This is a genomic window from Paenibacillus sp. FSL M7-0656 (assembly GCF_038003225.1).
Classification (GTDB): domain Bacteria; phylum Bacillota; class Bacilli; order Paenibacillales; family Paenibacillaceae; genus Paenibacillus; species Paenibacillus amylolyticus.
On the sequence record NZ_JBBOOT010000001.1, the window covers coordinates 3,375,378 to 3,402,346 of the forward strand.

General features: G+C 48.1%; 21 protein-coding genes and 1 riboswitch. All 21 genes read right to left on the bottom strand.

Annotation, left to right across the window (positions count from 1 at the left end; translation table 11 throughout):
- Positions 1-5: 5 nt before the first annotated feature.
- Positions 6-2,297, bottom strand: a complete 2,292-nt coding sequence (locus tag MHI01_RS14885) for a beta-glucosidase family protein (RefSeq protein WP_340983484.1) — start codon at positions 2,295-2,297, stop codon at positions 6-8.
- 217 nt (positions 2,298-2,514) lie between these two features.
- Complete coding sequence (locus tag MHI01_RS14890; protein ID WP_127546893.1) at positions 2,515-3,120, bottom strand: alpha/beta hydrolase; 606 nt, start codon at positions 3,118-3,120, stop codon at positions 2,515-2,517.
- A 14-nt stretch (positions 3,121-3,134) separates the two neighbouring features.
- Positions 3,135-4,085 carry a ring-cleaving dioxygenase gene (locus tag MHI01_RS14895; RefSeq protein ID WP_036668391.1) on the bottom strand — a complete coding sequence of 317 codons (951 nt, stop codon included), beginning with the start codon at positions 4,083-4,085 and terminating at the stop codon, positions 3,135-3,137.
- 400 nt (positions 4,086-4,485) lie between these two features.
- Positions 4,486-5,568, bottom strand: a complete 1,083-nt coding sequence (locus MHI01_RS14900) for a hemolysin family protein (RefSeq protein ID WP_036606063.1) — start codon at positions 5,566-5,568, stop codon at positions 4,486-4,488.
- A gap of 284 nt (positions 5,569-5,852) precedes the next feature.
- On the bottom strand, positions 5,853-7,190 hold the full coding sequence (locus tag MHI01_RS14905; RefSeq protein WP_036606064.1) for a hemolysin family protein: 1,338 nt from the start codon (positions 7,188-7,190) through the stop codon (positions 5,853-5,855).
- Between the two features lie 719 nt (positions 7,191-7,909).
- Positions 7,910-9,175, bottom strand: a complete 1,266-nt coding sequence (purD, locus tag MHI01_RS14910; RefSeq protein ID WP_340983485.1) for a phosphoribosylamine--glycine ligase — start codon at positions 9,173-9,175, stop codon at positions 7,910-7,912.
- 129 nt (positions 9,176-9,304) lie between these two features.
- Positions 9,305-10,852, bottom strand: a complete 1,548-nt coding sequence (gene purH, locus MHI01_RS14915) for a bifunctional phosphoribosylaminoimidazolecarboxamide formyltransferase/IMP cyclohydrolase (RefSeq protein WP_036606066.1) — start codon at positions 10,850-10,852, stop codon at positions 9,305-9,307.
- Between the two features lie 295 nt (positions 10,853-11,147).
- Complete coding sequence (gene purN / locus MHI01_RS14920) at positions 11,148-11,765, bottom strand: phosphoribosylglycinamide formyltransferase (RefSeq protein ID WP_340983486.1); 618 nt, start codon at positions 11,763-11,765, stop codon at positions 11,148-11,150.
- The gene (purM, locus tag MHI01_RS14925) at positions 11,765-12,805 is read right to left on the bottom strand and encodes a phosphoribosylformylglycinamidine cyclo-ligase (RefSeq protein ID WP_100526313.1); all 1,041 of its coding nucleotides are present in this window, start codon (positions 12,803-12,805) and stop codon (positions 11,765-11,767) included. Before purM ends, purN begins: the two co-directional genes overlap by 1 nt.
- A gap of 586 nt (positions 12,806-13,391) precedes the next feature.
- Positions 13,392-14,870, bottom strand: coding sequence for an amidophosphoribosyltransferase (gene purF / locus MHI01_RS14930; RefSeq protein ID WP_036606069.1), 1,479 nt, complete (start codon positions 14,868-14,870; stop codon positions 13,392-13,394).
- The gene (gene purL, locus MHI01_RS14935; protein WP_340983487.1) at positions 14,855-17,098 is read right to left on the bottom strand and encodes a phosphoribosylformylglycinamidine synthase subunit PurL; all 2,244 of its coding nucleotides are present in this window, start codon (positions 17,096-17,098) and stop codon (positions 14,855-14,857) included. The genes purF and purL overlap by 16 nt, the downstream gene beginning before the upstream one ends.
- Positions 17,076-17,765 (bottom strand): phosphoribosylformylglycinamidine synthase subunit PurQ, encoded by a 690-nt coding sequence (gene purQ, locus MHI01_RS14940; protein ID WP_036606071.1) that lies wholly within the window; start codon positions 17,763-17,765, stop codon positions 17,076-17,078. Before purQ ends, purL begins: the two co-directional genes overlap by 23 nt.
- Positions 17,766-17,769: 4 nt before the next feature.
- Positions 17,770-18,015 (bottom strand): phosphoribosylformylglycinamidine synthase subunit PurS, encoded by a 246-nt coding sequence (gene purS / locus MHI01_RS14945; protein WP_017690695.1) that lies wholly within the window; start codon positions 18,013-18,015, stop codon positions 17,770-17,772.
- 567 nt (positions 18,016-18,582) lie between these two features.
- Positions 18,583-19,455 carry a phosphoribosylaminoimidazolesuccinocarboxamide synthase gene (locus tag MHI01_RS14950; RefSeq protein WP_076253839.1) on the bottom strand — a complete coding sequence of 291 codons (873 nt, stop codon included), beginning with the start codon at positions 19,453-19,455 and terminating at the stop codon, positions 18,583-18,585.
- A gap of 252 nt (positions 19,456-19,707) precedes the next feature.
- Entirely contained in the window at positions 19,708-21,006 is a 1,299-nt protein-coding gene (purB, locus tag MHI01_RS14955) for an adenylosuccinate lyase (protein ID WP_036668399.1), read from the bottom strand.
- Positions 21,003-22,205 (bottom strand): 5-(carboxyamino)imidazole ribonucleotide synthase, encoded by a 1,203-nt coding sequence (purK, locus tag MHI01_RS14960; protein ID WP_340983489.1) that lies wholly within the window; start codon positions 22,203-22,205, stop codon positions 21,003-21,005. Before purK ends, purB begins: the two co-directional genes overlap by 4 nt.
- Complete coding sequence (gene purE, locus MHI01_RS14965) at positions 22,202-22,687, bottom strand: 5-(carboxyamino)imidazole ribonucleotide mutase (protein ID WP_017690699.1); 486 nt, start codon at positions 22,685-22,687, stop codon at positions 22,202-22,204. Before purE ends, purK begins: the two co-directional genes overlap by 4 nt.
- 194 nt (positions 22,688-22,881) lie before the next feature.
- Positions 22,882-22,983, bottom strand: a riboswitch (purine riboswitch).
- Between the two features lie 270 nt (positions 22,984-23,253).
- Positions 23,254-23,688, bottom strand: a complete 435-nt coding sequence (locus MHI01_RS14970; protein ID WP_047840488.1) for a universal stress protein — start codon at positions 23,686-23,688, stop codon at positions 23,254-23,256.
- Between the two features lie 190 nt (positions 23,689-23,878).
- Entirely contained in the window at positions 23,879-24,142 is a 264-nt protein-coding gene (locus MHI01_RS14975; RefSeq protein WP_017690702.1) for a DUF1294 domain-containing protein, read from the bottom strand.
- Positions 24,143-24,268: 126 nt separating this feature from the next.
- Entirely contained in the window at positions 24,269-24,406 is a 138-nt protein-coding gene (locus tag MHI01_RS14980) for a hypothetical protein (RefSeq protein WP_017690703.1), read from the bottom strand.
- Between the two features lie 74 nt (positions 24,407-24,480).
- Positions 24,481-26,610, bottom strand: a complete 2,130-nt coding sequence (locus MHI01_RS14985; RefSeq protein ID WP_340983490.1) for a DNA topoisomerase III — start codon at positions 26,608-26,610, stop codon at positions 24,481-24,483.
- Positions 26,611-26,969: the final 359 nt, after the last annotated feature.

Consider the following 26,969-nt stretch of genomic DNA (forward strand, 5'->3'; position numbering starts at 1 on the left):
GCCCCTTATCCCCGAATACCATGATTCTTGTTGTTCAGCTGCTCCAGAAGTTCATTCATCGCTTCTTCCGTCATGGCCCCACCGCTAAACGCAACCAGTGCTCGTAGCGGCATATATTTCATCATCGCATCCATCATATCTGCATGATCCCCGGCATCATCACCGCCGAACCCACTGGCTTCCTGGAATTGTTGCAAAGCCTGGTCCAGCAGCTGTTTATGGGCCGGATCACGCTGGATATCCCCCAATGTACTATTACGCGTATAGGTTGGAAGGAATGTCGCTGTAGACTCTACGTTCACACGTGTGTGCACATGAATGTCCCGTGAGGAGCTGCCTACCTGAATCTCGAACTCTCCGGTCTCCACATGCCAGTCCTTCATATCTACGTTGTAATAGGCGAATGAACGTTTGTTTAGTGTGAAGCTCGCCACTTTGGACTCTCCAGGTTCAAGGGCCACCTTCGCAAATCCTTTCAATTCTCTTACAGGACGAATAACTGTGCTCTCTACATCGCTAACATACAACTGTACAATCTCCTTGCCCGCTCTGTCACCGGTATTGGTGACCCTTACTTGCACATTCACCTCATCCTGATCGGTCAATTCTGTGCGGTCTACCTTCAGGTCAGCATATTCAAATGTCGTATAACTTAGTCCATAACCGAACGGAAACAGTGGCTCCAACTCTTTTTTATCATAATAGCGGTAACCAACAAAGATGCCTTCCCGGTAATCAACTCGATCCCCTTCACCCGGGAAATTCAGATAAGATGGATTATGGCTGAGTTTGGCAGGGAATGTCTCTGCCAGTTTACCGGACGGATTCACCTCCCCATACAACAGATCAGCTATCGCTCCACCAACGGCCTGTCCACCAAGATAAGCTTCAAGCACCGCTTGCACCTGCGGCAACCAAGGCATCTCCACTGGAGATCCGTTGCTCAGCACCACAACCACACGTGATTGTACTTTTGCAATCTCTTCAATCAGACGAATATGATTGTCAGGCAGACGCAAATGGGCACGATCATACCCTTCGGATTCATAACGATCCGGCAATCCAACGAACACTACAGCGGTATCCGCCGACTGCGCTGCCTGAACAGCCTCATGCATCAATGTCTCATCCACATCATCCGCTTCAATCCGATAACCTGGGGCATACGAAAAGGTTACACTTTCGCCAGCCACCTGTGTCATCTCTTCCACAATATCATCCACTTTGGTCGGATTAATGTGGGAACTTCCCCCGCCCTGGAAGCGAGGTTTACGCGCAAATGCCCCGATTATCGCCACATCGCCTTCACGCCCAAGCGGCAGGATACCTTCTTCATTTTTCAGCAGCACCATACTCTCGGCTGCCACCTTACGCGCAAGTTGGTGATGCTCATCCTTGTTATATGTAGCCCCATCTTGCTTTTGATCAACGGCATTAAAGATCAGCGTAAGCAGACGCTCCACCGCCCGATCCAGCTTGTCCAGCGGCAGTTGTCCGCTTTCTACGGCATCGATCACTTTACGCTCACCGATTCCACCACTTGTTGGCATCTCCAGTTCCAGTCCTGCTGCAAGGGCATCTGCACGTTCATTAACCGCACCCCAGTCTGATACCACAAGACCTTCGTGACCCCATTCGTCTTTCAGAATATCCGTAAGCAACCATTCATTCTCACCTGCATACGTACCGTTCACCTTATTGTAAGAACACATCACCGTCCACGGCTGTCCATCCTTCACTGCACCTTCGAAGCTCGCCAGATAAATCTCACGCAGCGTCCGTTCATCCACCACCGCATCAATCGACATACGCCGTTCTTCCTGATTATTAACTGCAAAGTGTTTGAGAGACGTACCCACACCTTGGCTCTGTACACCCTGAATATGACCGGTAGCCATCTGCGTAGATAACAACGGATCTTCGGAAAAGTATTCAAAATTACGTCCACCCAATGGGGAACGTTTAATATTTACACCCGGTCCAAGTAATACCGCTACATCCTCGGCCTGACATTCCTCACCCAAAGCCACCCCGACCTGACGCGCCAACTCCTTGTCCCATGAACTAGCCAATCCTGCCGCAGACGGGAAACAGGTTGCAGGCACACTCGACGTTAGTCCAAGATGATCCGCACTCCCATCCTGCTTGCGTAGTCCGTGAGGTCCGTCCGTCACCATGATGGATGGAATGCCCAGACGCTCCACCCCTTTCAGATGCCAAAAGTCCAGTCCCGAGCACATGCCCGCTTTTTCTTCCAGTGTCATCCGCTGTACCAGTTCCTTGATGTTACGTTCCACATTAACCCCTCCAGTTCGTGATGTTGATACATAGCTATATCACTAAGCATACAAGGTTATCTACCACACATTCAAATGTTTACCCGGTTCGTAACGGTTACATAACACCAGTCAATCATTTCTTCTTCCTGACGATGATCAAAATAAAAAGGAAAAACAGCCCGATCTTCACGATCAGGCTGTCTCTATACGTTTCATAACCGTCTATCCACCCAATTTACGCCTGAGTCTTAAACCAAGCTACCGCGGCTTCTGCCTCGGTACGAGTCAACTGATGACCCTGACGCTCCCAATGCGTGTTTACATCGGCACCTGCACCGCTGAGCAGCGAAGCAAGTTCCTCGGTTTCACGTCTTGGTACAATCGGATCGTTCTCGCCCGCACCAATGAACACAGGCAGACCTTTCAGATCCGGCAGTTCGAGTCCGCGCAACGGTACCATCGGGTGGTGCAGAATTGCACCTTTGAATACATCTGCTTGATGGAAGATCAAGCTTGCCGCAATGTTGGCACCGTTAGAGTAACCCAGTGCATACACGTTGGACCGATCAAAACCATATTCCACCGCAGCTGCATCGACAAAAGATCCCAGCTCTGCCGTACGAGCAATCAGATCTTCTTCATCAAAAATGCCTTCGGCCAGGCGGCGGAAGAAACGGGGCATCCCGTTCTCCGATACATTACCCCGCACCCCAAGTATGCCAGCTCCTGGTGCGATCATCTCCGCCAGACCGATCAGATCATTCTCGGTTCCGCCTGTGCCATGAAGCAACAGGATTGTTGGCGCATCCGGCTGAGCACCTGCTTTATAGATATGTTTCATTGTATTAGTTGTGGTCATGATTTGGACTCTCCTTTCCATTCACGTACTTCAATTCGTGGCAACAATTGTTCAATCTGCTCACGTTGTGGTTCATACCATTCAGGCAACATCAGTTTCTCACCCATGCTCTCTGCTGGTTCATCCCGTGCAAATCCCGGAGGATCCGTAGCCAGTTCGAACAGTATACCACCCGGCTCCCGGAAATACACAGCGTTGAAGTATTGACGGTCAATGACTGGCGTTGGATGATATCCGGATTGTTCAAGATCCTGCTGAATTTGTTCATGTTCCACGTAATCTTTGGCACGCCATGCAATATGGTGAACCGTTCCGGCTCCGCCAATCCCGCGTTGGATACCTGTGGACTGAATATCAATGATCTGACCAATATCGCCGCTTGCCTGAAGACGAAGGAGTCCGTTCTCTTCACCGACTTGCTCCAGACCCAGTTTGCTCACCAAGACGTCCATGGTTTTCTCAGGAACGTGGCTGAACAATACGGCTCCGCCAAATCCTTTGATGGCATGCTCCGGTGTCACACCGTTGAAACTCCAGTTGCTTGGCTGACCGCCTTCACGCTCAACCAGTTCAAGCAACAGACCGCCTTTGTCGAAGAAACGAATGTACTGCTCACCAAATCTGGTTTTATTTTCATATGGAATATCGAAGGAAGCAAGACGTTCTTTCCAGAAAGGCAGGCTTCCTACAGGAACCGCATATACGGTAACTCCAGTCTGACCTGACCCAATGACACCTCTTCTAGAATTTTGCTGTGGGAAAAAGGTAATGATTGTGCCCGGTGCACCCTGCTCATTCCCGTAATACAAGTGATACACGTCCGGTGCATCAAAGTTTATTGTTTTTTTCACCAGTCTGAGCGCCAACACAGCTGCATAAAAATCAACGTTTTTCTGCGCATCGTCAACAAAAGCTGTAATATGATGAATTCCTGAAGTTCTGAACATAATCTCCACTCCCTTGGTTTATTTACACAGACACTACGATGACAGAATAACCTTCCAATCGCTGTTATCCCCAGATTTTTTTGATTTCTTTTCCTAAGGGAAAATCCGGGGATAAAGGCGAACGCTTCGCTTTTTCAGGTTTTTTCTGTCCTCTTCGTTACGTGTAAGTTATTAGTTCGACTTATTTTGCTTCTTTTATTTATTGGTTTCTGTTATTTATCTTTAAGTTAAGATTCTTTAAATTTATATTAATCCATTGGACCACATTATGCAAGCTTTTATTTTAAAATTAAGATTTAATGCAAAAAGCAGGCCCCGATCGCTCCGGGAACCTGCTTAGCATTTATAACGATTGATTAGGTTGTTTCGTATTCCTGTATCACTTTTGTATTACTGCTTCTTAAACCAGTTTCATTCTTTTTGGTGGATTCACCAAATCTTTATGCTCGTATTCATCCTTGATGTCTCCGACAATCTCTTCAAGGATATCCTCCATCGTAACCATACCTACCGTAGCACCTGCCTCGTTTTTCACGGTTGCAATGTGTACACGGCTTTGCTGCATCTGGATCAGTACATCCTTGATTGGAGAACGCTCGGAGAAACTCGGTGTATTGTGAACAAATGTCTCCATATTGAAATCTCTGCCCGCAGCTACACTCGTCAGCATTTCTTTCGTGTTAATGAAGCCAACAAAATGAGCCTGATCCCCATTTGCAATAACAGGGTATCTCGTGTATTCGTGTCGATTCAGCGTTTCAATGATCTGATCAATCGGCATTTCCTTATTCAAAGTAACAATTTTATCTCGTGGAATCATGATCTCCTGAAGCAGACGCTCATCAAAAGCAAAAATGTTTTTGAGATAGTCCAGCTCCGTCTGGTTGATCTCGCCACTCTCGTAGCTCTGTGCCATAATCAGCTTCAGCTCTTCTTCGGAGTGAACGGTATCATGCCCGGCAGGTTTTACACCAAATATGCCAAGCAACAGACGAGCAGCTCCATTTAGCGCGTAGATGAATGGATTCATGATTTTACCGAACCAATACAGTGGTGGTGCCAGCAACAGCGTCATTCTCTCTGCAAACTGAATCGCCAGGGTTTTCGGTGCCAATTCACCAATAACCACGTGTAGGAACGTAATGATCGCCAGAGCAATACCATAGGAAAGCACGGTAGACAATGCCGCTGGTACTTCCATTCGCTCAAAGAGCGGATGCAGCATTTTCTCAACAGTAGGTTCACCCAAGGCTCCCAATACCAGCGCCGTGATGGTGATCCCCAATTGACATGCTGACAGATAATAATCCAGGTTGTGCGCCACTTTTTTGGCCAGTACTGCCTTTTTGTTGCCTTCCGAGATCAATTGATCGATTCGGGACATCCGTACTTTAAGAATTGCAAATTCGGCTCCAACGAAAAAGGCTGTCAGACCTATAAATACGGCTACTAAAAATAAATTCAAGGCTATTATTCCGTCCAATGATTTCCCTCGGGTTGAGGGATTCACCTCCATTAAATTTTAAAATAAGGTTTGCACGAGTGACGTTCCGGTGACGGCTCGTTCTTCCGATCGCCATTGCCTCCAAATTTTCCTGATTGTTGTTTTCAAAGGTTTAAAATTGGTTTGCAAACGCGAACGCTACGCTTCTTCAGAATCGATTCCGTCCCCTACACTGTTACGTTGCCAAAACGTTTTAAATTCTGAGGGCAGTAGCCAAATAGGCAGTCAAACCCTAGATTACAGTCAGATCGAACCAACCAAGATCACGCCAGATCGCTAGTAGCTTCCTCAACCTGTGCGCCGCTCACTCGTTCCAGAAGAACTTGTTTGATGTGATAATTTTCGGTATCCACAACGGTCCAGACATAATCACCGTGTTCTACCGTGTCTCCTTTTTCCACACCTACACCCTTCTGGTACTGAATCCATCCGGCAACGGTGTCCATCTCTTCATTTCCTTCAAAGCTAAGTCCGAACTGCCGCTCCACTTCATCCAAAAGTACCCGACCATTAATAAGATACTGATTCTCTCCGGTCTCCTGAATATCGGCCACCTCATCGGCATCGAATTCATCGCGAATCTCACCGACAAGTTCCTCCAGAATATCCTCCATTGTAATGATACCCGAGGTACCGCCGTATTCATCCACGACCACGGCCATGTGTACACGTTCCTGCTGCATTTTAATCATCGCATCCTGGATACTTGTAACTTCGGAAACAAATGGGATCTCACGAACGAACTCGCTTAGTTGATACGATCTTGCGGCAACCATGTCAGGCAAAATCTTTTTCACATTCACAACGCCGATAATGCGGTCCTTGTCCCCATCCTCGATGACAGGGTAACGTGAGTAGTTATGTTCATCCAATATAGGAATAATATCGTCATAGGTCATATCCTGATCTAATGTCACCAGTTCCGTACGTGGTACCATGATGTCTTTGGCATCACGTTCGTCGAACACAAATACATTTTCCAGATACGAAAGCTTGGTCTTGTTGTTCTCGTCACCTTCGTAACTCTGGTTCATGATGATTTTGATCTCATCCTCCGAGTAGGCTTGATCATGTTTGGCAGGCTTCACACCGAATCCTCGCAGAAGAACACGTGATGTTCCATTAAGCGCCCAGATGAACGGATACATGATTTTACCAAACCAGTATAGCGACGGGGCGAGCATTAATGTCAGTTTTTCTGAAAATTGAATCGCCAACGTTTTCGGTGCCATCTCACCAACAACCACGTGCAAGAACGTGACGAGGATAAAGGCGATCGCATAGGAAGCAATCGACGAGATTGAAGCAGGTACATCTAAATAATTGAATACCGGATATAACAATCTCTCAACCGTCGGTTTTCCGAGCGCTCCCAGTCCCAGTGCAGTGACCGTAATACCGAGCTGACAGGCTGACAGATAATAATCCAGGTCCGAGACAACTTTTTTAGCCAATACGGCCTTTTTATTGCCCTCCGCGACCAGTTGATCCACTCTTGATGTACGAATTTTGACTACAGCGAACTCCGATGCTACGAAAAATGCAGTCAATGCAATCAAGATAATAAGTAAAGCGATATTCAATATGGTAATTATGTCCAATGATTTCCCCGGTTCTCAGGGATTCACCTCCAGAGATAGTTACAGCGTGATCCGTTAACTGTGTTAACCATTCATCAACTGTTAGTCTTTCAACACGACGTCTGCCTTATATAAAATTGATTTCAATGATATCTTTTGTATAAGTCTTACGTTTGACCTTGTAAAATTACAAAACAGGAATTCAAGATGAAGTCAATGACTTGCAGAAACTTCTTCATTCAAATCGGGTTACCCCTCATGCTGTCAATTGTTCCTCGCTTAACTCCACCTAGATTCGCCATTTGGACAATTTACAATATCGCCTACCCAATAGATATCCACCTCCCCTCGTACTCATTCCTGTTTCCGAAAAGTATACCATGTTTCCCGCTCAACCATCCAGTTGCACGTTATGGTTTGCCACAAGCTTACAGTATAATGTTCACAAATTAGTCTGTATGTATGTTACATACTTTATATAATATGATTGATATTACCTCATAATGTGATAATCTTCACATGTTTAGTATAGTCCAATTTATAAAAATACTACCCCTTACTTTAGGGCATTAAACATGCGTGATTTCCCTGATTTAATCCCGTTTTGAATCTTCCCCATATTCTTTCCCGTATAAAACAAGTCCGGCCGTATGCACAAGATACATCTATATACGTAGCAAAGAGCCCGCAAGATACAAATACCTTTCCGGTATACATCTTTACGGGCTCTTATATTCATTCTATACGAGTGCTTTGGCAGCAATATCCGTTCGCTGATGTTTACCATCAAAATGGATACGCTCCGCCTGTTGATAAGCTTTGTTTCTGGCTTCGGCAATATCCGCACCAAGGCCAACTACACCCAGGATCCGTCCACCATTCGTAACCCAGTCTCCTGCTTCACTACGTGCTGTACCTGCGTGGAATACCACGGCATCTTGCACTTGATCCAGTCCTTCAATGACTACACCTTTGGCATAAGGACCCGGATAACCTCCTGAAGCAAGCACCACACATACTGCGGCTTCATCACTCCATTCAATCTCAATATCAGCCAGCTTGCCATGAACGGTTGCCCAGAAGATATCGAACAAGTCGCTCTTCAGACGTGGCAATACAACCTGTGTTTCCGGATCACCAAAACGTGCGTTGAACTCAATCGTTTTGGGTTTGCCATCCGGCGAGATCATCAGTCCGGCAAATAATACCCCCTGGAACGGACGTCCTTCGGACACCATTGCTTTGGCAGTTGGTTTGATGATCGTCTCCACGGCTTCCTCAATAATAGAAGCAGGGATATGTGGTAATGGTGAGTATGTACCCATACCGCCTGTGTTTGGCCCCTGATCATTGTCGAATACAGGTTTGTGATCCTGTGCCGCCGCCATCGGGCGAACCGTCTCCCCATCAACAAAAGCCAGAATGGACATTTCCTGCCCTGCGAGGAATTCCTCGATAATTACTTTGGCTCCTGCTTCACCAAATACTTTGTCCACCATGATACTGCGAAGTGCCTGATCAGCCTCTTCACGCGAATAAGCTACGGTCACACCTTTGCCCGCTGCCAGTCCATCTGCCTTGATGACAACCGGAATTGCTTGCTCATTCAGGTATGCTTGAGCTTGTTCGTAGTTGTCGAATTTTTCATAGGCTGCGGTTGGAATGTTGTATTTGTGCAGCAGGTCCTTCATGAACGTTTTACTTCCTTCGATCTCTGCTGCATTACGACGGGGTCCGAATACCGGAATACCTGTCGAATCAAATGCATCCACAATTCCATCCGCAAGCGGATCATCCGGACCAATAACCACCAGACCTACTTTAAGCTCTACAGCCAGAGCCGTTAGTTTATCGAATTCATTTACCGCAATGGCATGACACTCAGCGAGCTGAGCAATACCTGCATTTCCCGGTGCACAGTGAATCTTGTCTACCTTTGGACTCTTTGCCAGCGCCCAGATGATTGCATGTTCCCGGCCACCGCCGCCTACTACCAGAATATCCATTCGTTCTGTTCCCCTCCGTGCATAACTGAATTTGTTACGCTAATGCGTGTTGAAAAACCTAAAAAAGAGGGGGTGTACCATAAGTCATAAGTATGACTGGCGACACCCCTTATTTAAACCTTTTTCGTTCTAGTGTTTGAAGTGACGAACTCCTGTGAAGACCATGGCAATTCCGTATTCATTCGCTACTTTGATGGATTCTTCATCTTTGATCGAACCACCCGGTTGAATTACCGCTGTAATTCCGGCTTTTGCTGCCAGTTCCAGCGTATCACCCATTGGGAAGAACGCATCAGATGCCAGAATAGCACCTTTTGCTTGCTCGCCCGCTTGTTCAATCGCAATTTTGGCTGCACCCACACGATTCATTTGTCCAGCGCCCACACCCACCGTCATGTCATTCGCAGCAAGTACAATCGCGTTGGATTTCACGTGTTTAACTACTTTCCAGCCAAACAACAGCTGTTTCAGTTCTTCTTCCGATGGCGCACGATCGGTTACAACATTCAACTCGCTTGCTTCGATGGAGTGTACATCGGACTGTTGCACGATCATGCCACCGTCGATAGACGTTACCACGAATTGGCTCTCCCGTTTACGAGCAGCATTCAGTTCGCCTGTTTTGAGCAAACGAATGTTTTTCTTTTTCGTCAGGATATCGAGAGCCTCTTGTGTAAAATCAGGAGCAAGTACGATTTCCAGGAAAATCTCGCTCAACTTGCCTGCTGTATCGCTGTCGATAATACGGTTTGCTGCCACAATGCCACCAAATATAGATGTTGGATCTGCAGCATATGCTTTGCCGTAAGCTTCATAGATACTTGCGCCAATACCTACGCCACATGGGTTCATATGTTTAACCGCGACAACGGCTGGTTCTTCAAACTCTTTGACAATCTGCAATGCTGCGTTCGCATCGTTGATGTTATTATAAGACAACTCTTTGCCGTGCAATTGCTCGGCTGTTGTCAACGTATCTTGAGCAGCCAGCGGTTTGCGGTAGAATGCCGCCTGCTGGTGTGGATTTTCGCCGTAACGCAAATCTTGGAGTTTTTCGTAAGTAACCGTTAGACGCTCTGGCAGTGGATCGCCATTTACGTTGGACAGGTAGTCGGAGATGAGTGCATCGTAAGCCGCCGTATGACGGAACACTTTTGCCGCAAGCCGTTTGCGAGTTTCGAGAGTGGTATCTCCATCGTTGCGCACTTCCTCCAGCACTTGGCTGTAATCAGATGCGTCTACAACGACACTGACAAAGGCATGGTTTTTGGCTGCCGAGCGAAGCATCGTTGGACCGCCAATATCGATGTTCTCGATGGCATCTTCGTATGCTACGTCCGGTTTCGCAATAGTCTCTTGGAATGGATACAGGTTCACGACAACCAGATCGATGTAGCCGAGACCGAGTTCTTCCATCTGGCGTGTGTGCTCTTCGTTATCACGCACAGCCAACAACCCACTATGAACTGCCGGATGCAATGTTTTGACACGTCCGTCCATGATCTCCGGAAATCCGGTCACATCCGAAATTCCGATGACAGGTACGCCTTCCTTCGACAACAGGCTGCTTGTACCTCCTGTCGAAATAATCTCCACACCCATTTGCGACAGCTCGCGGCAAAAGTCCACGATGCCCGTTTTATCCGATACGCTAACCAGCGCTCTTTTGATACTCACAATATGCTCCTCCTTTAATGTCCCATGGCTTCGCGTTTCCTGACGAAACACAGCCGATTTATTTCCCGAGAAATATCACAAAATGCGTACCAATATTCGACTTCTGTTATACAGTTGATAAATAGATTTTCACACTAAAACACTACGAGTCCAGAATAATCTTTCGATCGCTGTTATTCCTAGATTTTTTTGAACAATTTCTCAATGGTAAAAATCCAGTAATAAAGGCGAGCGCTTCGCTTCTACAGCTTATTTCTGTCCTCTCCGTTAATGTGTGAAAAAGTTTAAAACTATATCAAACCGGTTTGTTAACAGTCACGTGACGTCCGTCTAACTGAACCAGACCTTGCGCGAACCAGGAAACAACTTCAGGGTATAACTGCTGTTCAGCCGCATGAATGGAACGGCTGATTGACTCAGGCGTATCCTCTGGCAAAATGGGAACCGGATGCTGGGCAATAATCGGTCCGGTATCCATGCCTCCGTCCACAAAGTGCACGGTCACACCCGTAACTTTCACACCGTATTCCAATGCCTGTCCAATCGCATCCTTACCTGCAAATGCCGGTAGCAAGGACGGATGAATGTTAATCAACCGCCCTGCGTAACGATCCACCACAACGGAAGTCAGCAATCTCATATATCCGGCAAGAACGACCAGGTCGATCTTTTTGGATTCGAGCACTTCCACGATCTCTGACTCATAGGCTTCACGGGAAGCATAATTTTTCGGAGTAAACAGATGACATTCCACGCCTGCGTCCTGTGCCCGCTGCACAACACGTGCAGATGGTTTATCACACACGAGCAGATCAACGGATGCATTCAGCCCACCATTCCGTACTGCATCGATCAATGACTGAAAGTTAGTCCCTTCACCCGAGGCAAATACAGCTATGCGGTAGTTCGCCATTAAACATCCGCTCCCGTGAAGGTTACTCGCGCATCTCCTTCAGTAACACGGCCAATGATGTACGCTTCTTCACCAGATGTTTTCAGTTGTTGCAACGCTTCCGATGCATCTGCTTCATTAACGACCAGTACAAGCCCGACACCCATGTTAAATGTGGTGAACATGTCACGGTTCGAGACAGCACCCTTTTCCTGTAACAGGTTGAAGATTGGCAGGATCGGCCAAGAGCCGTAGTCAATATCCACATTCACGTTGCTAGGCAACATACGTGGGATATTCTCAATAAAGCCACCACCTGTAATGTGTGCCATGCCTTTTACTTTTACCTTTTCCAGCAGGGACAACAGAGGTTTAACATAGATCTTTGTAGGTTCCAGCAGAGAATCGCCCAGCTTACCGCCCAGTTCCGCTACTTCATCATGCAGATCAAGTCCCGCATCTTCCAACAAAAGTCTGCGTACCAGCGAGAATCCGTTACTATGCACACCGCTGGAAGCAAGTCCAATCACTGTGTCGCCAGGGGCGATGGTTGTACCATTGATGATCTTCGCTTTGTCCACGATCCCCACCGTGAATCCGGCAATATCGTATTCGCCTTCACTGTACATGCCCGGCATCTCCGCCGTCTCGCCACCGATCAACGCACAACCAGATTGATGACACCCTTCAGCGATACCCGCGACAATAGCTTCAATTTTCTCAGGAATGACTTTGTCACATGCCAGATAGTCAAGGAAGAAGAGTGGTTCTGCACCCTGTACCACAATGTCGTTCACACACATCGCTACCGCGTCGATTCCGATGGTATCGTGACGGTCCATGGCAAATGCAATTTTCAGCTTGGTGCCTACGCCATCCGTACCAGATACAAGCACTGGCTCATCGTATTTATCTTTGTTCAAACCGAACAGGGCACCGAATCCACCCAGATCTGTCATCACTTCCGGACGGAAGGTACGCTTCACGTGTTTTTTCATCCGTTCAACCGCTTCATTACCTGCCGCGATATCAACGCCGGCCTTTTTATATGCTTCGGACAAGTGGAATCATCTCCTTTTTTTTCGCCCCACCTAAATCCTCCCGCCCGGGAGGACCCCATAGGACCTTGGCAGGCCCTCTGGACACCCGCCAAAAAAGCGGTGCAGAGGTGGCTGGTGTGATCTTGCTATGGTTGGTTCGTGCGTGATCTCGCGGGATTGTTCGCCGATTCCGTTGGCTGCAAGCCATCGGTCGGCGAACCCCGCTCAGCTACGCTGCGGGCAAGCCCGCTGGGCAGCTGCTTCGCTCGGCTGCCTGGCCCCTGTTGCTCCGCAAAGCGGGGCTTGAGGGCGCGGGCTTGGCCCGGGGCAGCTGCTTCGCTCGGCTGCCTGGCCCCTGTTGCTCCGCAAAGCGGGGCTTAAGGGCGCGGGCTTGGCCCGGGGGCAGCTGCTTCGCCTGGCTGCCTAGCCCCTGTTGCTCCGCAAAGCGGGGCTTAAGGGCGCGGGCTTGGCCCGGGGCAGCTGCTTCGCCTGGCTGCCTGGCCCCTGTTGCTCCGCAAGGCGGGGCTTAAGGGCGCGGGCTTGGCCCGGGGCAGCTGCTTCGCTCGGCTGCCTGGCCCCTGTTGCTCCGCAAAGCGGGGCTTGAGGGCTAACAGCTGCAGCCGAATTTTTCCTCGCCGCCAAAATCGAGGCGGGTTGGGTAATCATGATCAAAACATGCGAGACATAGTCCGCCCTTCGGATCATCCTGATTATCTCCCTGAATCGATGCAATCAGTCCATCGGGACTGAGGAACTCCAGGGAGTCCGCATTAATTTCACGGCAAATTTCTTCCACCGACAACTGTGAAGCAATTAATTCACGGCTGTCAGGCGTATCAATACCGTAGAAACACGGGTTTTTGAAAGGTGGTGATGTAATCCGTACATGTACTTCCGTTGCTCCTGCATCACGCAGCATGTTCACGATCCGTCGGGAAGTTGTTCCCCGTACGATGGAGTCGTCAATCATAACCACACGTTTGCCTTCCACAACACGACGCACAGCGCTCAGCTTCATCTTCACGCCCTGCTCCCGCAATTCCTGGCTTGGCTGGATAAACGTACGTCCGGTGTATTTGTTCTTGATCATACCCATCTCATACGGAATACCTGTCTGTTCAGCGTATCCAATGGCCGCCGAGATGCTGGAATCTGGTACCCCCGTAACCAAGTCCGCATCCACAAACGACTCAATCGCCATCCGGCTTCCCATCCGTTTACGGGCCGCATGCTGGTTCGTACCATTCATATCACTATCCGGACGAGCAAAATAAATATATTCCATCGCGCATAATGCCTTGCGGTGTTTGTGATGATCAAAGCGATCCTCATGTAGACCATCTGCATCCAGCACAAGTAGTTCACCCGGTTCAATGTCACGGATTAATTCTGCGCCAATTGTTTCCAGTGCACACGTCTCAGATGCAAACAGATATGCATCTCCCAGCTTACCCATCGTCAGCGGACGAAGTCCGTGCGGATCGGAAGCCACGAGCAGTTTGTCATTGGTCATGATCAGAAATGCATAACCACCCACAATGCGCTGGAACGCCTCTTTTGCCGCTTCCACAAGCCCTTTGGAGGATCGTGCAATTAGATGCGCAATGACCTCGGTATCACTTGTTGTTTGGAAAATGGACCCGCTCTGCTCCAGCTCGCGCCGGATAGTTGGTGCATTCACAATGTTCCCGTTGGTCGCTACCGCCAAATCGCCATCACGGTATTTAAATACCAATGGCTGTGCGTTTGTCAGTTTACTGTCACCACTCGTTGAATAACGGACATGTCCAATGGAAATATCCCCGGTCAGCGTCTGCATCAGGTCTTTGGTGAATACTTCCTTCACCAGACCCATGCCGCGATGATAGTTAAACTGGCTGCCATCACTCACACACATGCCTGCACTTTCTTCGCCCCGATGTTGCAGCGCATGCAGTCCATAATAGGAGAGCGAAGCCGCATCAGGGTGTCTGAACACCCCGAACACACCGCATTCTTCTTTCAATTTGTCGAGTCCTTCCTTGCCGGAACCTTCATTATAATAATCGCCTGTCCACAACGGTCCTGTCGTCAGTTCATGAGACATGGAATCGCATCCTCCCAGACCTGAGCCAAACCTCCTACAGGTTCGCTCACGGCTGATGTTCCGTTCAATTCAATCGTCAGGTTACTTCCTTCTACACGTCCAATCACAGCTACAGGTACACCACGCTCACGTACAAATGCTTCAAGTTTACCCGCTTGCTCTGGCGTAGCCGACAACAAGATACGGGATTGGCTCTCACTGAACAGAGCGTGATCTCCACGCAATGTCGTCTCCAGGTTCACCTGTGCTCCTACGTTACCGCTGATGCAAGACTCTGCGAGTGCAACAGCCAAGCCACCTTCAGACAAGTCATGTGCAGAGCGAACGAGTCCGGATTGGATTGCTTCCAGCACCGTGCTGAGCAGCGCTTTTTCCGTTTGCAAGTTCAGTTCTGGTGGACGACCTTCCGTCTGACCATGAACCGCGTATTGCAGCTCGCTGCCACCCAGTTCAGCTTTTGTTTCACCGAGGAGGATGATAACATCACCTTCGGATTTGAATGCTTGCGTCGTGATATGATCCGTGTCATGAACGAGACCTACCATACCGACAACTGGCGTTGGATAGATGGAGCCTTTGGCGTTTTCGTTATACAGACTTACGTTACCACCGATGACCGGTGTATCCAGCACACGACAAGCTTCCGCCATACCGTCTACCGCTTTTTCCATTTGCCAGAAAATATCCGGTTTCTCCGGATTACCGAAGTTCAGGTTGTCCGTAATCGCCAGCGGCTCAGCACCGGAACATACAATGTTACGCGCTGCTTCACTTACGGCAATCCGTCCGCCAACTTCAGGATCAAGGTACACATAACGTCCATTACAGTCCGTTGTCATTGCGAGACCTTTGCGTGTGCCACGAATCGTAACTACAGCCGCATCCGAACCCGGGCGAACGGCAGTGCTTGTACGCACCATGTAGTCATATTGATCATAAATCCATTTTTTACTTGCTACTGTTGGTGATGCCAGCACTTGTTTCAGTGCTCCGCCGAGATCCGACACTTCGTCATAACGAAGCGTGTCGATGGAAGCACTTTGCTCGTAGTAGGCAGGTACAGAAGAAGGTTTGTCATACACTGGACATTCGTCAACCAAAGCCGTTACCGGCATATCTCCGACCACTTCGCCGTGGTGGATCAATTTCAGACGACCATCATCCGTTACTTTACCAACTTTGGCACAGATTACGCCCCAACGTTCAAAGATTTCCATCGCCTGCGCCTCATCCTTCGGCTCAACAACGAACAACATCCGTTCCTGGGACTCTGACAACATCATCTCGTAAGGCGTCATGCCTTCTTCACGCTGTGGCACCTGATCCAGATACAGTTCCAGACCGTTACCCGCTTTACTTGCCATCTCTGCACTCGAACATGTCAGACCCGCAGCACCCATATCCTGAATTCCGAGCACGATGCCCGTGTCGATCAATTCCAGACAGGATTCCATCACCAGTTTCTCCATAAATGGATCACCAACCTGAACAGCTGTCCGTTGTGACTCGGATTCTTCCGTCAATTCAACCGATGCAAAGGTTGCTCCATGAATACCATCCCGCCCTGTTGGTGGCCCAACATAATACACGGGGTTTCCTACACCTTTAGCTACGCCGCGCTGAATCTTGTCATGATCAATCAGACCCACACACATCGCGTTAACCAGCGGATTGCCTTCATAGCTCTCATCAAACATCACTTCGCCACCAACGGTAGGAATACCGATACAGTTACCGTATCCAGCAATACCCGCTACCACATGTTCGAACAAATATTTAACGCGATCACTCTCCAGCTTACCGAAACGAAGGGAGTTCAGTATGGCTACCGGTCTTGCACCCATGGAGAAAATATCACGGATAATACCGCCCACACCTGTTGCCGCACCTTGATAAGGCTCAACTGCGGAAGGATGGTTATGGCTTTCAATTTTGAATACAACGGCCTGATTATCACCGATATCCACGATACCGGCACCTTCACCAGGTCCCATCAGGACACGTGGTCCAGTCGTTGGGAAACGGCGCAGCAATGGCTTGGAGTTTTTATAAGCACAGTGCTCGGACCACATTACACTGAACACACCAATTTCCGTGTAGTTTGGCTTGCGCCCCATGAACTCACAGATCAGCTCATACTCGCTGTCAGATACGCCCATTTGTGCGTAAAGTTTATGTTCTGCGACCTGTTCTGCTGTTGGTTCCTTAGCGGATAGCTGCTGCGTCATGCCGATCCCTCCATGCTTTCAAAATAGATGTAAACATACGTTTGCCGTCTTCCGAACCAAACAGTGAATCCACTGCACGCTCTGGATGCGGCATCATGCCGACCACGTTTCCAGCCTCGTTACAGACTCCTGCAATATCACCCAGGGAACCGTTCGGGTTGGTACCATACGTAAATACGATCTGGTTGTTCGCTTGCAGACTCGCCAGCGTCTCCTCATCGCAATAATAGTTGCCTTCACCGTGAGCAATCGGGATGATAATCTCTTCGCCGGGTGCATAGTCACGTGTAAATGGTGTATCTGCGTTTGCCACTTTCAATACCGTATCGTGACAACGGAATTTCAGGGAAGTGTTACGGATCAATGCACCTGGAAGCAATCCCGCTTCCGTCAGGATCTGGAATCCGTTGCAAATACCCAAAATATATTTACCTTGTTCAGCAGCTTTCGCTACCTCGTTCATTACCGGTGCAAAGCGGGAAATCGCTCCGCAACGCAAGTAGTCACCATAAGAGAAACCACCCGGAACTAAAATACAATCATAAGCCGAAAGATCTGTAGCCGTGTGCCATACATAATCAACCTCTTGTCCGATCGCATCTTCCACTGCCTTGTAACAGTCGATGTCGCAGTTGGAGCCAGGGAACACAAGAACTGCAAATTTCATGAGATTAACCCTCCAATTCGTAGCGGTAATCTTCAACAACGGTGTTGGCCAGCAACTTTTCACACATGACTTTCAATCGTTTCTCCGCTTCCGCACGATCTGTTGTATCCAGGTTCAGTTCCATGACTTTACCGATCCGTACACTTTCCACTTCGTTGAATCCCATTGAATGCAGTGCTCCTTGAACAGCTACGCCTTGCGGGTCGAGTACGCTTTGCTTAATAGTGACATATACGGTTGCTTTGATCATGATCCTTGTGTTCCTCCTCAGTAATGAACGGGATAAATGCTTTATGCTTTTAAAAATGGGGTGTGGTGCTTGCTCCGGGGCGGATTGTTCTTTCCGGTCGCTTGTTGTCCCCAGGTTTTTTGGATTGTTTTGGCCCGCTCTGCGGTCAAAACCCGGGGACAAAGGCGAACGCTATCGCTCCTTTAAGAACAATTCCGCCCCTCCGCTAGTCCATGCGACGTTTTTTAAAGGCCTAAACCTTTTACGTTGCACGGTGTTTAATGGTCTAGCCTGACCATTCCTTCAAAACAGTGAATGGTGAATGGTCTTTAAGTTACTTTAGTAATTAGTGAATTTAATTCTCTTAATTTTTCAGGCTTCCCCTACCTGTGGGAAGCCACCGCTCTTAATTGCCTCACCCACCAGTTTGTCACTGGCGGAGGGAAAGATTTGAGCTAGAGAAACGAAGTGCTCGCCTTTGCAACCGGAATGTTTCCTTTTGAAAAAAGGATTCCAATCAAAACATTCCGGGGGTAACAGCGATCGAAAGCCAAACTTTCCCGTAGCTCGCTCAAACGTTAAACTTTATTATTTCGTTAAACGGTTATAAATATCGACGTATCTTGCGGTTGTTGCTTCAACTACCTCTTGCGGGAGTGGATCGGGTTTGCTGTTCTTGTCCCAATCGGTTCCGGCGAGATAGGTGCGCACTGGCTCTTTATCCATGCTGTCGATCTCGATGTCGAGTTCATAATTCTCTTTGGCCCAGAAGCGTGAAGCATCTGGGGTGAAGATTTCGTCAATCAGGATGACCTTACCATCCACGATGCCAAACTCGAATTTGCAGTCTGCGAGGATGATGCCACGCTGATCACAGTAATCACGGGCGAATTCGTACAGGCGCAAGCTTTTTTCCTGAAGCTCAACTGCGAGTGCGTCTCCCACCAGTTCTTTCATGCGATCCATTGGGATGTCCTCATCGTGACCAACATCGTTTTTGGCTGCCGGTGTGAAAATAGGAACTTCGAGCTTGGCGTTTTTGCGAAGTCCATCAGGCAGTTTAATGCCATTCACTTCACCACTCGTCTCGTATTGTCTCCATCCCCCACCCGTGATGTATCCACGCACGACACATTCAATATCAATGCGTTCTGCTTTGCGGGTTACCATGATGCGGTCTTTGAGCAATTCAGGGTCTGTGATGAGATCACCCAGTTGATTCACATCGGTATGAACGACGTGATTCTCCATCATGTCACCCGTCAGTTCGAACCAAAAGCTGCTGAGTTTATTCAGTACGTTTCCTTTCTCGGGAACCGCCGGGTCCAGCACGTAATCAAATGCCGATATACGGTCCGTAACCACGATCAGAAAATGTTCACCCAGATCGTACAATTCACGTACTTTTCCTTTATATAACAGAGGTGCTTTAACGAGATCTGCCGCAGTGGACAGTGCCATGGGCTCACCTTCTTTCAGGAGATGTAAAGTATACGTCCAATTCCCCTCTTCACGCGGGGCCACTCCGAATGCAGAACAACCTTCCGATCGCTGTTATCCCCAGATTTTTTGATTCCACTTTTGCAAAGTGAAAATCCGGGGATAAAGGCGAGCGCTTTGCTTCTTCAGGTTTTTTCTGCCTTCTCCGTTCCAGCGTGAACACATAATCAACCTATACTTTTAGAGAGTAGAATAATTCAAAACCTTAATATATTAGTCGTTCAAGCCGAGCTTTTTGAAGATGGTGTCAACGTGCTTCAGGTGCCATGATGGGTTGAATGCATCTGCGATTTCTTCTTCGTTCAGCACTTCCGTGATTTCCGGTGTGGATTTCACGATATCCTGGAACTGGCGTTGTTCTTCCCATGCTTGCATCGCACGTGGTTGAACGGTATCGTATGCTTGCTCGCGGCTGAAACCTTTGTCGATCAGCTTTGTCATGATGCGACCGGAGAATGGTACCCCGTAGGTGCGCTCCATGTTGCGTTTCATGTTTTCAGGGAATACCGTCAGGTTCTTCACGATGTTACCAAAACGGTTCAGCATGTAGTTCAGCAGCATCGTTGCATCCGGTAGAATGATACGTTCTACAGAAGAATGTGAGATGTCGCGCTCATGCCAGAGCGTTACGTTCTCGTATGCGGATACCATATGTCCGCGAATGACGCGGGACAGACCGGAGATGTTTTCACTACCGATCGGGTTACGTTTGTGTGGCATCGCAGAAGATCCTTTTTGACCTTTAGCAAAAGCTTCTTCCACTTCACGGAACTCACTCTTCTGTAGCGCACGTACCTCTGTAGCAAACTTGTCCAGGGACGTTGCGATCAACGCCAGTGTAGCCATATATTCTGCGTGACGGTCACGTTGCAATGTTTGAGTCGAGATCGGCGCAGGTTTCGTGCCCAGCTTCTCGCAGACAAACTCTTCAACAAACGGATCGATGTTCGCGTATGTTCCAACTGCGCCTGAGATTTTGCCGTATTGTACATTGTCTGCTGCATGGCGGAAACGCTCCAGGTTCCGTTTCATCTCTTCATGCCACAATGCCATTTTCAGTCCAAATGTAGTTGGTTCCGCATGCACACCGTGCGTACGTCCCATCATTGGTGTGTGCTGATAAGCCAATGCTTTTTCACGAAGAATTTCAATGAAATTCACGATATCCTTTTCCAGAATCTCATTCGCTTGACGCAATACATAACCTAGAGCCGTATCTACGACATCCGTGGAAGTCAGTCCGTAGTGCACCCATTTCCGCTCCGCACCCAGACTTTCAGATACCGTACGTGTAAATGCGATAACGTCATGACGTGTTTCTTTTTCAATCTCATAGATGCGATCGATGTCAAAAGATGCGTTCTGACGAAGCAATGCTGCTTCTTCCTTAGGGATAACACCCAGTTCGGCCCACGCCTCACATGCACAAATTTCAACTTCCAGCCACGATTGGAATTTGTTCTCTTCGGTCCAGATGGCTCTCATTTCGGGTCTGCTATAACGTTCAATCATGAATTTGTATTCCTCCAGAGATTAGTTTGTTCAATCCATTGCAATCCTTCTTCAACATCCTGACAGAGCAGATTCACATGCCCCATCTTACGTCCTGTTTTTGCTTCGGTTTTACCATATATGTGAAGCTTGGGAATCACACCGAGCTCTATCGCTTCTACATCAGGTTGCCCTGTTCTGGCGATAATGCCTTCCAGATGTTCTCCAAGCACATTGACCATAACAACCGGACTCAATAACGAAGTGTCCCCAAGTGGTAACCCGCAGATGGCACGGATATGTTGTTCGAACTGAGAAGTCGCACAAGCTTCCATCGTATAGTGACCAGAATTATGCGGTCTTGGTGCCAGCTCATTGACGTACAGTCTTCCATCCGCCGCTACAAACAGTTCCACAGCCAGCAGTCCAACAGCCTTCATCGATTCTGCCACCGCTGCTGCCAGCTTTTGCGCTTCAATCTGGATATCTGCGGCAACTCTAGCCGGTACAATTGAAGCATGCAAAATGTTGTTCACATGAATGTTCTCCGCTGGCGGGAACGTTTTGATCTCCCCATTTGTACTACGCGCTACAACGACCGATATTTCGCATTCAAACTTGATGAATTGTTCCAACACCAGTTCCGCACCAGTAGCCGCAAGTTCTTCGTATGCCGTAACAGCCTGACTTGCTTCCCGGATGACCCGTTGACCTTTGCCATCGTAGCCTCCAGTCACCGTCTTCAGTACACACGGCACTCCAAGTTCGCTAACAGCAGCAAGCATTGTATCCGCACTTGTGATCTCACGATAAGGCGCGACTCTTACTCCAGCAGCTTCGATCGCACGTTTTTCACGCAACCGATGTTGTGTGGTGTACAGTAACGCACTTCCTTGTGGAACGTAAGACTCACGCTCGAGCAGCCCAGCGACTTCTGCATCCACATTTTCGAATTCATACGTAATGACATCGCATTGCCGAGCCAGTTCAAGTGCAGCTTTGGCATCGTCATAACCAGCTTCAATCTGACGAGCAACTTGACCACAAGGTGCATCCGCAGCGGGATCAAGAGTAACGAATCGATACCCCATTGCCGTTCCTGCGAGCGTCATCATCCGTCCGAGCTGTCCGCCTCCAAGAATGCCGATGGTTGTTTTCCCGGGCAGCAGGACTTTTTTTAGCTCTCCTGTTATACCGGATTGGTTCCCTGCTCTATTCATAGTTCTTCACTACTTTCGAGTACTTCTTGTTTGATGCGCTCTCGGCGAGCTTCAGAGCGACGTTGGACATCCGGGTCAAAAGCACCGATCATTTGAGCTGCCAGCAATCCTGCATTGGTTGCCCCTGCCTTGCCAATCGCCACAGTTGCGACGGGAATACCACCAGGCATCTGAACAATGGACAACAAGGAATCGAGACCGTTCAATGCTTTGGATTGAACCGGTACGCCAATGACTGGAAGCATCGTTTTGGCGGCAACCATACCGGGTAGATGTGCTGCCCCGCCTGCCCCTGCAATGATCACCTTAAATCCTCGATCAATCGCCTGCTCTGCGTATTCAAACATCAGATCCGGTGTACGATGGGCAGAGACCACCTTTTTCTCATACCCAATCTCCAGTTCGTCCAGCACCTCGCACGCATGTTTCATCGTTTCCCAATCCGACTTGCTGCCCATAATTACAGCGACTTGCAGTGACATGAATACATCCAACTCCCGTCTGCGCTTTTTTGATTACATCTGACTATTAAGGAACTCTTATTACGTGTGAAATGAAAAAATCCGCTACCCGCGAAAACATCACATTTTCTCCGGACACCGGACTCCAAGAAATACGTATCCCTCATTTGGGCATGCCAAAAGGGGGCTTGCTGTCCGCATCTGGTTTCATGCGACTCTCAGCCGTATCTCCTCGTAGTCCGGAAATTTACGGTTCCCGGGTAGATACTTCCGGGCCCTATTCCCGGCGTTATACGAGCAAATATCTATCAAACTATCTTCGTTCATTTTAGTAATCTCTTATTACACATTTCGTTCCTACTCGACCTTATTCTTACCTGATCGACACATCTAACATTCTAACAATCCCCTACAGCTAATGTCAACTTAAAGACGAACATTTAACATATTGACAAATATAATGTTCGGGAATTGCTTCTTCAAATTCGCTTAACCATCCATTTCATCCCATAAAAGAAAGCCGGCTCCTCTTCAATCTCTCGAAGACAACCGGCTTCCTGCTTTTCAGTGCGTACACACTTCATCCATTATTTTACGATCAGTACTGGAACCTGCGCATGCTGAACCACATTGTGACTGACACTACCCAGGACAAATTCCCGAATACCACCCAGTCCGCGGCTACCAATAATAATGATATCAGAATCATTTTCTTTGGCAAAATCAAGCAACACTTCCGCTGCCGCTCCTTGAATCAGATCCACATTGGCCGTTACACCCGCAGCCTGAATTCGTTCTTTCGCTTCATCTGTTGTCTGTACCGCCAGATTGTAATAGTCATTATTAAGTGAAGGTGGCAATGGAGCCAGTCCCTCACCAATAAATACACGTGGGAAATCAAAAGCATGAATGACATCCAGTACTGCATTTGGGGACACTTTAGCTAGCTCAATCGCACGATCAAGTGCTTTATTTGAAGCTTTGGAACCATCATAAGCCACTAATATTTTAGAAAATAACATGTGAATCCCGTCCCTTCCTTTATATGTAGAGCACGCGAAGCAAGCTTCGGTCTGACATGTAATAAACTAACAGAACCATATAACTCCTTAAACGTTCCGGAACCACAATGAACCATTTATACGAATGAATGATACACCTTTCACTTCAGCGTAAGTCTTGTTCGAATGGTTACGCATGTGTTCCATGTGTTCATTGAATAAAGTAACCATAGATTACCGCATTTAAGAACAACAACAACGGAATGCCAATGGTGAAGCTGGGATGTTTAGTCTTATGCCTTTTCCGATACATCGCGATCCAGACTCCCAAAGCACCGCCTATAAATGCTAATAAGAATAACGTCCGTTCGGGTGTACGGTCACGACGCTGTTGTGCACGCCTCTTATCATCCGACATCACCAGATAACCAACTACATTAATAAATAAAAACCACAATATAAGTCCGGTTTGCATATAATTCTAGCGATCCCCCTGTCCCGGGACATCTCCCTGTCTCCATTATAGTCCTCATCAGAGACATGTTCAACGCACCGGATAGGGAACCGCAATTTTGTGTAATAACGCTAACCTCGCTCTAACCTAGGACTCCTGCTTTGGAATACCGTTCAGGCTTGGTGCTCTTTTGGCTGCTTTGTCCGGGCGCACAGCGATACTCTCTTCCCGAATACTGTCTTTGTTTTGCTGGTTATGGATCTTCTCTGGTTTGTTATGCGGCATGTAGGTATCACCTCCTTGGCTTACGTTGCCTGAAAACGGAGGATCTTATACGACTTCAACTACCCTCAAGCGTGTTACTCTCCCTTTTTCTCCATAGCCGCCTTCAGCAGATCTCCAAGGTTAGACCCAATGGACTCCTGCTTCGCATATTGTTTCACCAGCTTTTGCTGATCGCGTTTGTTCACATGCTGTTTATCCTTATCCAACGTTTCTGTAATACCACAAGGTAGACATTGTACGTATAACCCCGCCTTACCTTCTTTGATTTCCATCTTTTTGTGGCACTGCGCACAACGACGATTGGAGAGTCTCTTTTCTGCCGAACGACGATACCCGCAGTCCTCGGTAGGACATACAAGAAACTTGCCGCGCTTGCCTTTCTTCTCCAACAACCGTGCGTTACAGTCCGGGCAATGGCTATTGGACACATTATGCGGCTTGTACTCTGCTTTGCTGCCTTTTACGGTGGACACCAACTCTTTCGCCATGGAACGGATACCATCCAGGAACGGCCCCGGTTTCCCTTGCCCACGAGCGATGCGTTCCAGTTCAGCTTCCCAGCGGGCAGTCAGATCCGGTGAACGAAGCTGCGGGGCAGCCAGTTCAATCAACTGTTTTCCTTTACCGGTTGGATGCATGCTGTTGCCTTGACGATCTATTGTATCGGAACTGACCAGCTTCTCGATAATATCCGCACGTGTAGCTGGAGTGCCGAGTCCATGCTTTTCCATCTGGGAAAGCAAAGCAGCTTCGGTATACCGTTTGGGCGGCATCGTCCGTCCACTTTTAATATGGCAACGCTGAACCGTCACGGACTGCCCTTGCTGCACATCTGGCAAAAGCGCACGCTCATGGTCTGCTGCATCATCAGTACGGTCATCGTCATCATCGCTGTAATCGCCGCCGTATACTTCACGCCATCCACTTTCTTTCACCGTTGTACCTTTAACATGGAAGGAGTCATTCCCCACCTGAACCGTGATCGCAACCGAATCGTACTTCGCTGCCGGATAGAATAGGCTGATAAAACGACATACGATCAGATCGTACAGTTTGCGTTCCTCTGGGTTCAATTGATTCAAAAGCACCGTCTGCTCCGTTGGGATAATCGCATGGTGATCCGTAACTTTACTGTCATCCACAATACGTTTGGTGATATTCAGATTTTTGCGCAGCAAAGGACGTGCCAAAGACGCATAAGGTCCAATAGCTACACTATCCAGCCGTTCTTTCAACGTAGCTGTCATATCCGAAGTGAGGTATCGACTGTCCGTACGCGGATACGTCACAAGCTTGTGCTGTTCATACAGACGTTGCAGGACATTTGATGTTTGCTTTGCAGAGAAACCATACTTCCGGTTGGCATCCCGTTGTAGTTCCGTCAGATCATATGCCAGTGGATGCGGCTCAACCTTCTCGCTTTTCTTCACTTGGGCAATCGTGCCCTTGCGCCCATCTACCCGTTTCTTCAATTCTTGTGTTTCTTGAGGGTCGAAAATTCGTGAATCTCCTCCAGCTGCCCGCCACACAGCCTGAAAACCTCCCATGTCTGCCGTTAACGTCTCATACTCCTGCGAGCGGAAACCGTTAATTTCATTTTCCCTGTCCATAATCATGCCCAAGGTCGGAGTTTGTACACGTCCAGCAGACAACTGGGCATTGAAACGAACGGTTAATGCACGGGTCACGTTAAGTCCGATCATCCAGTCAGCCTCCGCCCGGCAACGTGCAGATTCATAGAGGCGGTCGAACTGACTGCCTGGCTTCAGCGAAGCAAATCCGTCTTTGATCGCCTTATCTGTCTGGGATGAAATCCACAGGCGTTTAAAAGTTTTTTTCCACCCCGCCATCTGCATGATCCATCGAGCCAGCAATTCTCCCTCACGTGCTGCATCGGTCGCAATGACCAGTTCGCCTACATCCTGACGTTTCATCAACTGCTGCACGGCTTTATATTGATGGTTGGTCTCTTTAAGTACTTTCAATTTCGTACGATCTGGCAGAATGGGTAGGTCCTCCAGATTCCATGTTGCATACTTTTTGTCGTAATCCTCGGGTTCAGCTAATCCAACCAAATGTCCAAGCGCCCAGGTAACGATATATTTCGGGCCTTCCATATAACTTTTATGTTTATCACGCGCACCCATGACTCTGGCTATTTCGCGTGCTACAGATGGTTTTTCTGCGAGTACCAATGTCTTCACTTCATATCTCTTCCTCTCTGGTAGAACGTTATGTCTCTTTTATCCCTATCTTTTCATTATATCATTTCACACTAAAGGTATGCTCTGTCATCTCTACTTCCTAACTACTCGCCTCCTGTAACCTCATGTTTAAACAATATGTCGTATTCATGTCACTTTTAATTACATTAATTCGTTTGATAGTTTTCCTGAGTACACGGAATCAGAAGCATCAGTAAGTATTAACACTGTAAAGTATTGATGTATACGCTTTTTTGGATAAATATAAACCTTGTAAGATTACCTGACATAACTATACAATGTGGCAAAAGCATAGAAACAGAATCGCTACACACATCAATGAGACACAGGAAGGGAGC

Bases quoted from the DNA above. Each gene is read 5' to 3' on its own strand.
- purK (WP_340983489.1), bottom strand. From the start codon at position 22,205: ATGAATAGAGCAGGGAACCAATCCGGTATAACAGGAGAGCTAAAAAAA.
- MHI01_RS14890 (WP_127546893.1), bottom strand. From the start codon at position 3,120: ATGAAACATATCTATAAAGCAGGTGCTCAGCCGGATGCGCCAACAATC.
- MHI01_RS14980 (WP_017690703.1), bottom strand. From the start codon at position 24,406: ATGCCGCATAACAAACCAGAGAAGATCCATAACCAGCAAAACAAAGAC.
- MHI01_RS14895 (WP_036668391.1), bottom strand. From the start codon at position 4,085: ATGTTCAGAACTTCAGGAATTCATCATATTACAGCTTTTGTTGACGAT.
- purQ (WP_036606071.1), bottom strand. From the start codon at position 17,765: ATGAAATTTGCAGTTCTTGTGTTCCCTGGCTCCAACTGCGACATCGAC.
- MHI01_RS14970 (WP_047840488.1), bottom strand. From the start codon at position 23,688: ATGTTATTTTCTAAAATATTAGTGGCTTATGATGGTTCCAAAGCTTCA.
- purE (WP_017690699.1), bottom strand. From the start codon at position 22,687: ATGTCACTGCAAGTCGCTGTAATTATGGGCAGCAAGTCGGATTGGGAA.
- purS (WP_017690695.1), bottom strand. From the start codon at position 18,015: ATGATCAAAGCAACCGTATATGTCACTATTAAGCAAAGCGTACTCGAC.
- purN (WP_340983486.1), bottom strand. From the start codon at position 11,765: ATGGCGAACTACCGCATAGCTGTATTTGCCTCGGGTGAAGGGACTAAC.
- MHI01_RS14975 (WP_017690702.1), bottom strand. From the start codon at position 24,142: ATGCAAACCGGACTTATATTGTGGTTTTTATTTATTAATGTAGTTGGT.
- purB (WP_036668399.1), bottom strand. From the start codon at position 21,006: ATGATTGAACGTTATAGCAGACCCGAAATGAGAGCCATCTGGACCGAA.
- purF (WP_036606069.1), bottom strand. From the start codon at position 14,870: ATGTCTCATGAACTGACGACAGGACCGTTGTGGACAGGCGATTATTAT.
- purD (WP_340983485.1), bottom strand. From the start codon at position 9,175: ATGGATATTCTGGTAGTAGGCGGCGGTGGCCGGGAACATGCAATCATC.
- MHI01_RS14950 (WP_076253839.1), bottom strand. From the start codon at position 19,455: ATGGCACTGTCCACTGCGGCAGATCTCGTTAAAGCACCTCTGTTATAT.
- purL (WP_340983487.1), bottom strand. From the start codon at position 17,098: ATGACGCAGCAGCTATCCGCTAAGGAACCAACAGCAGAACAGGTCGCA.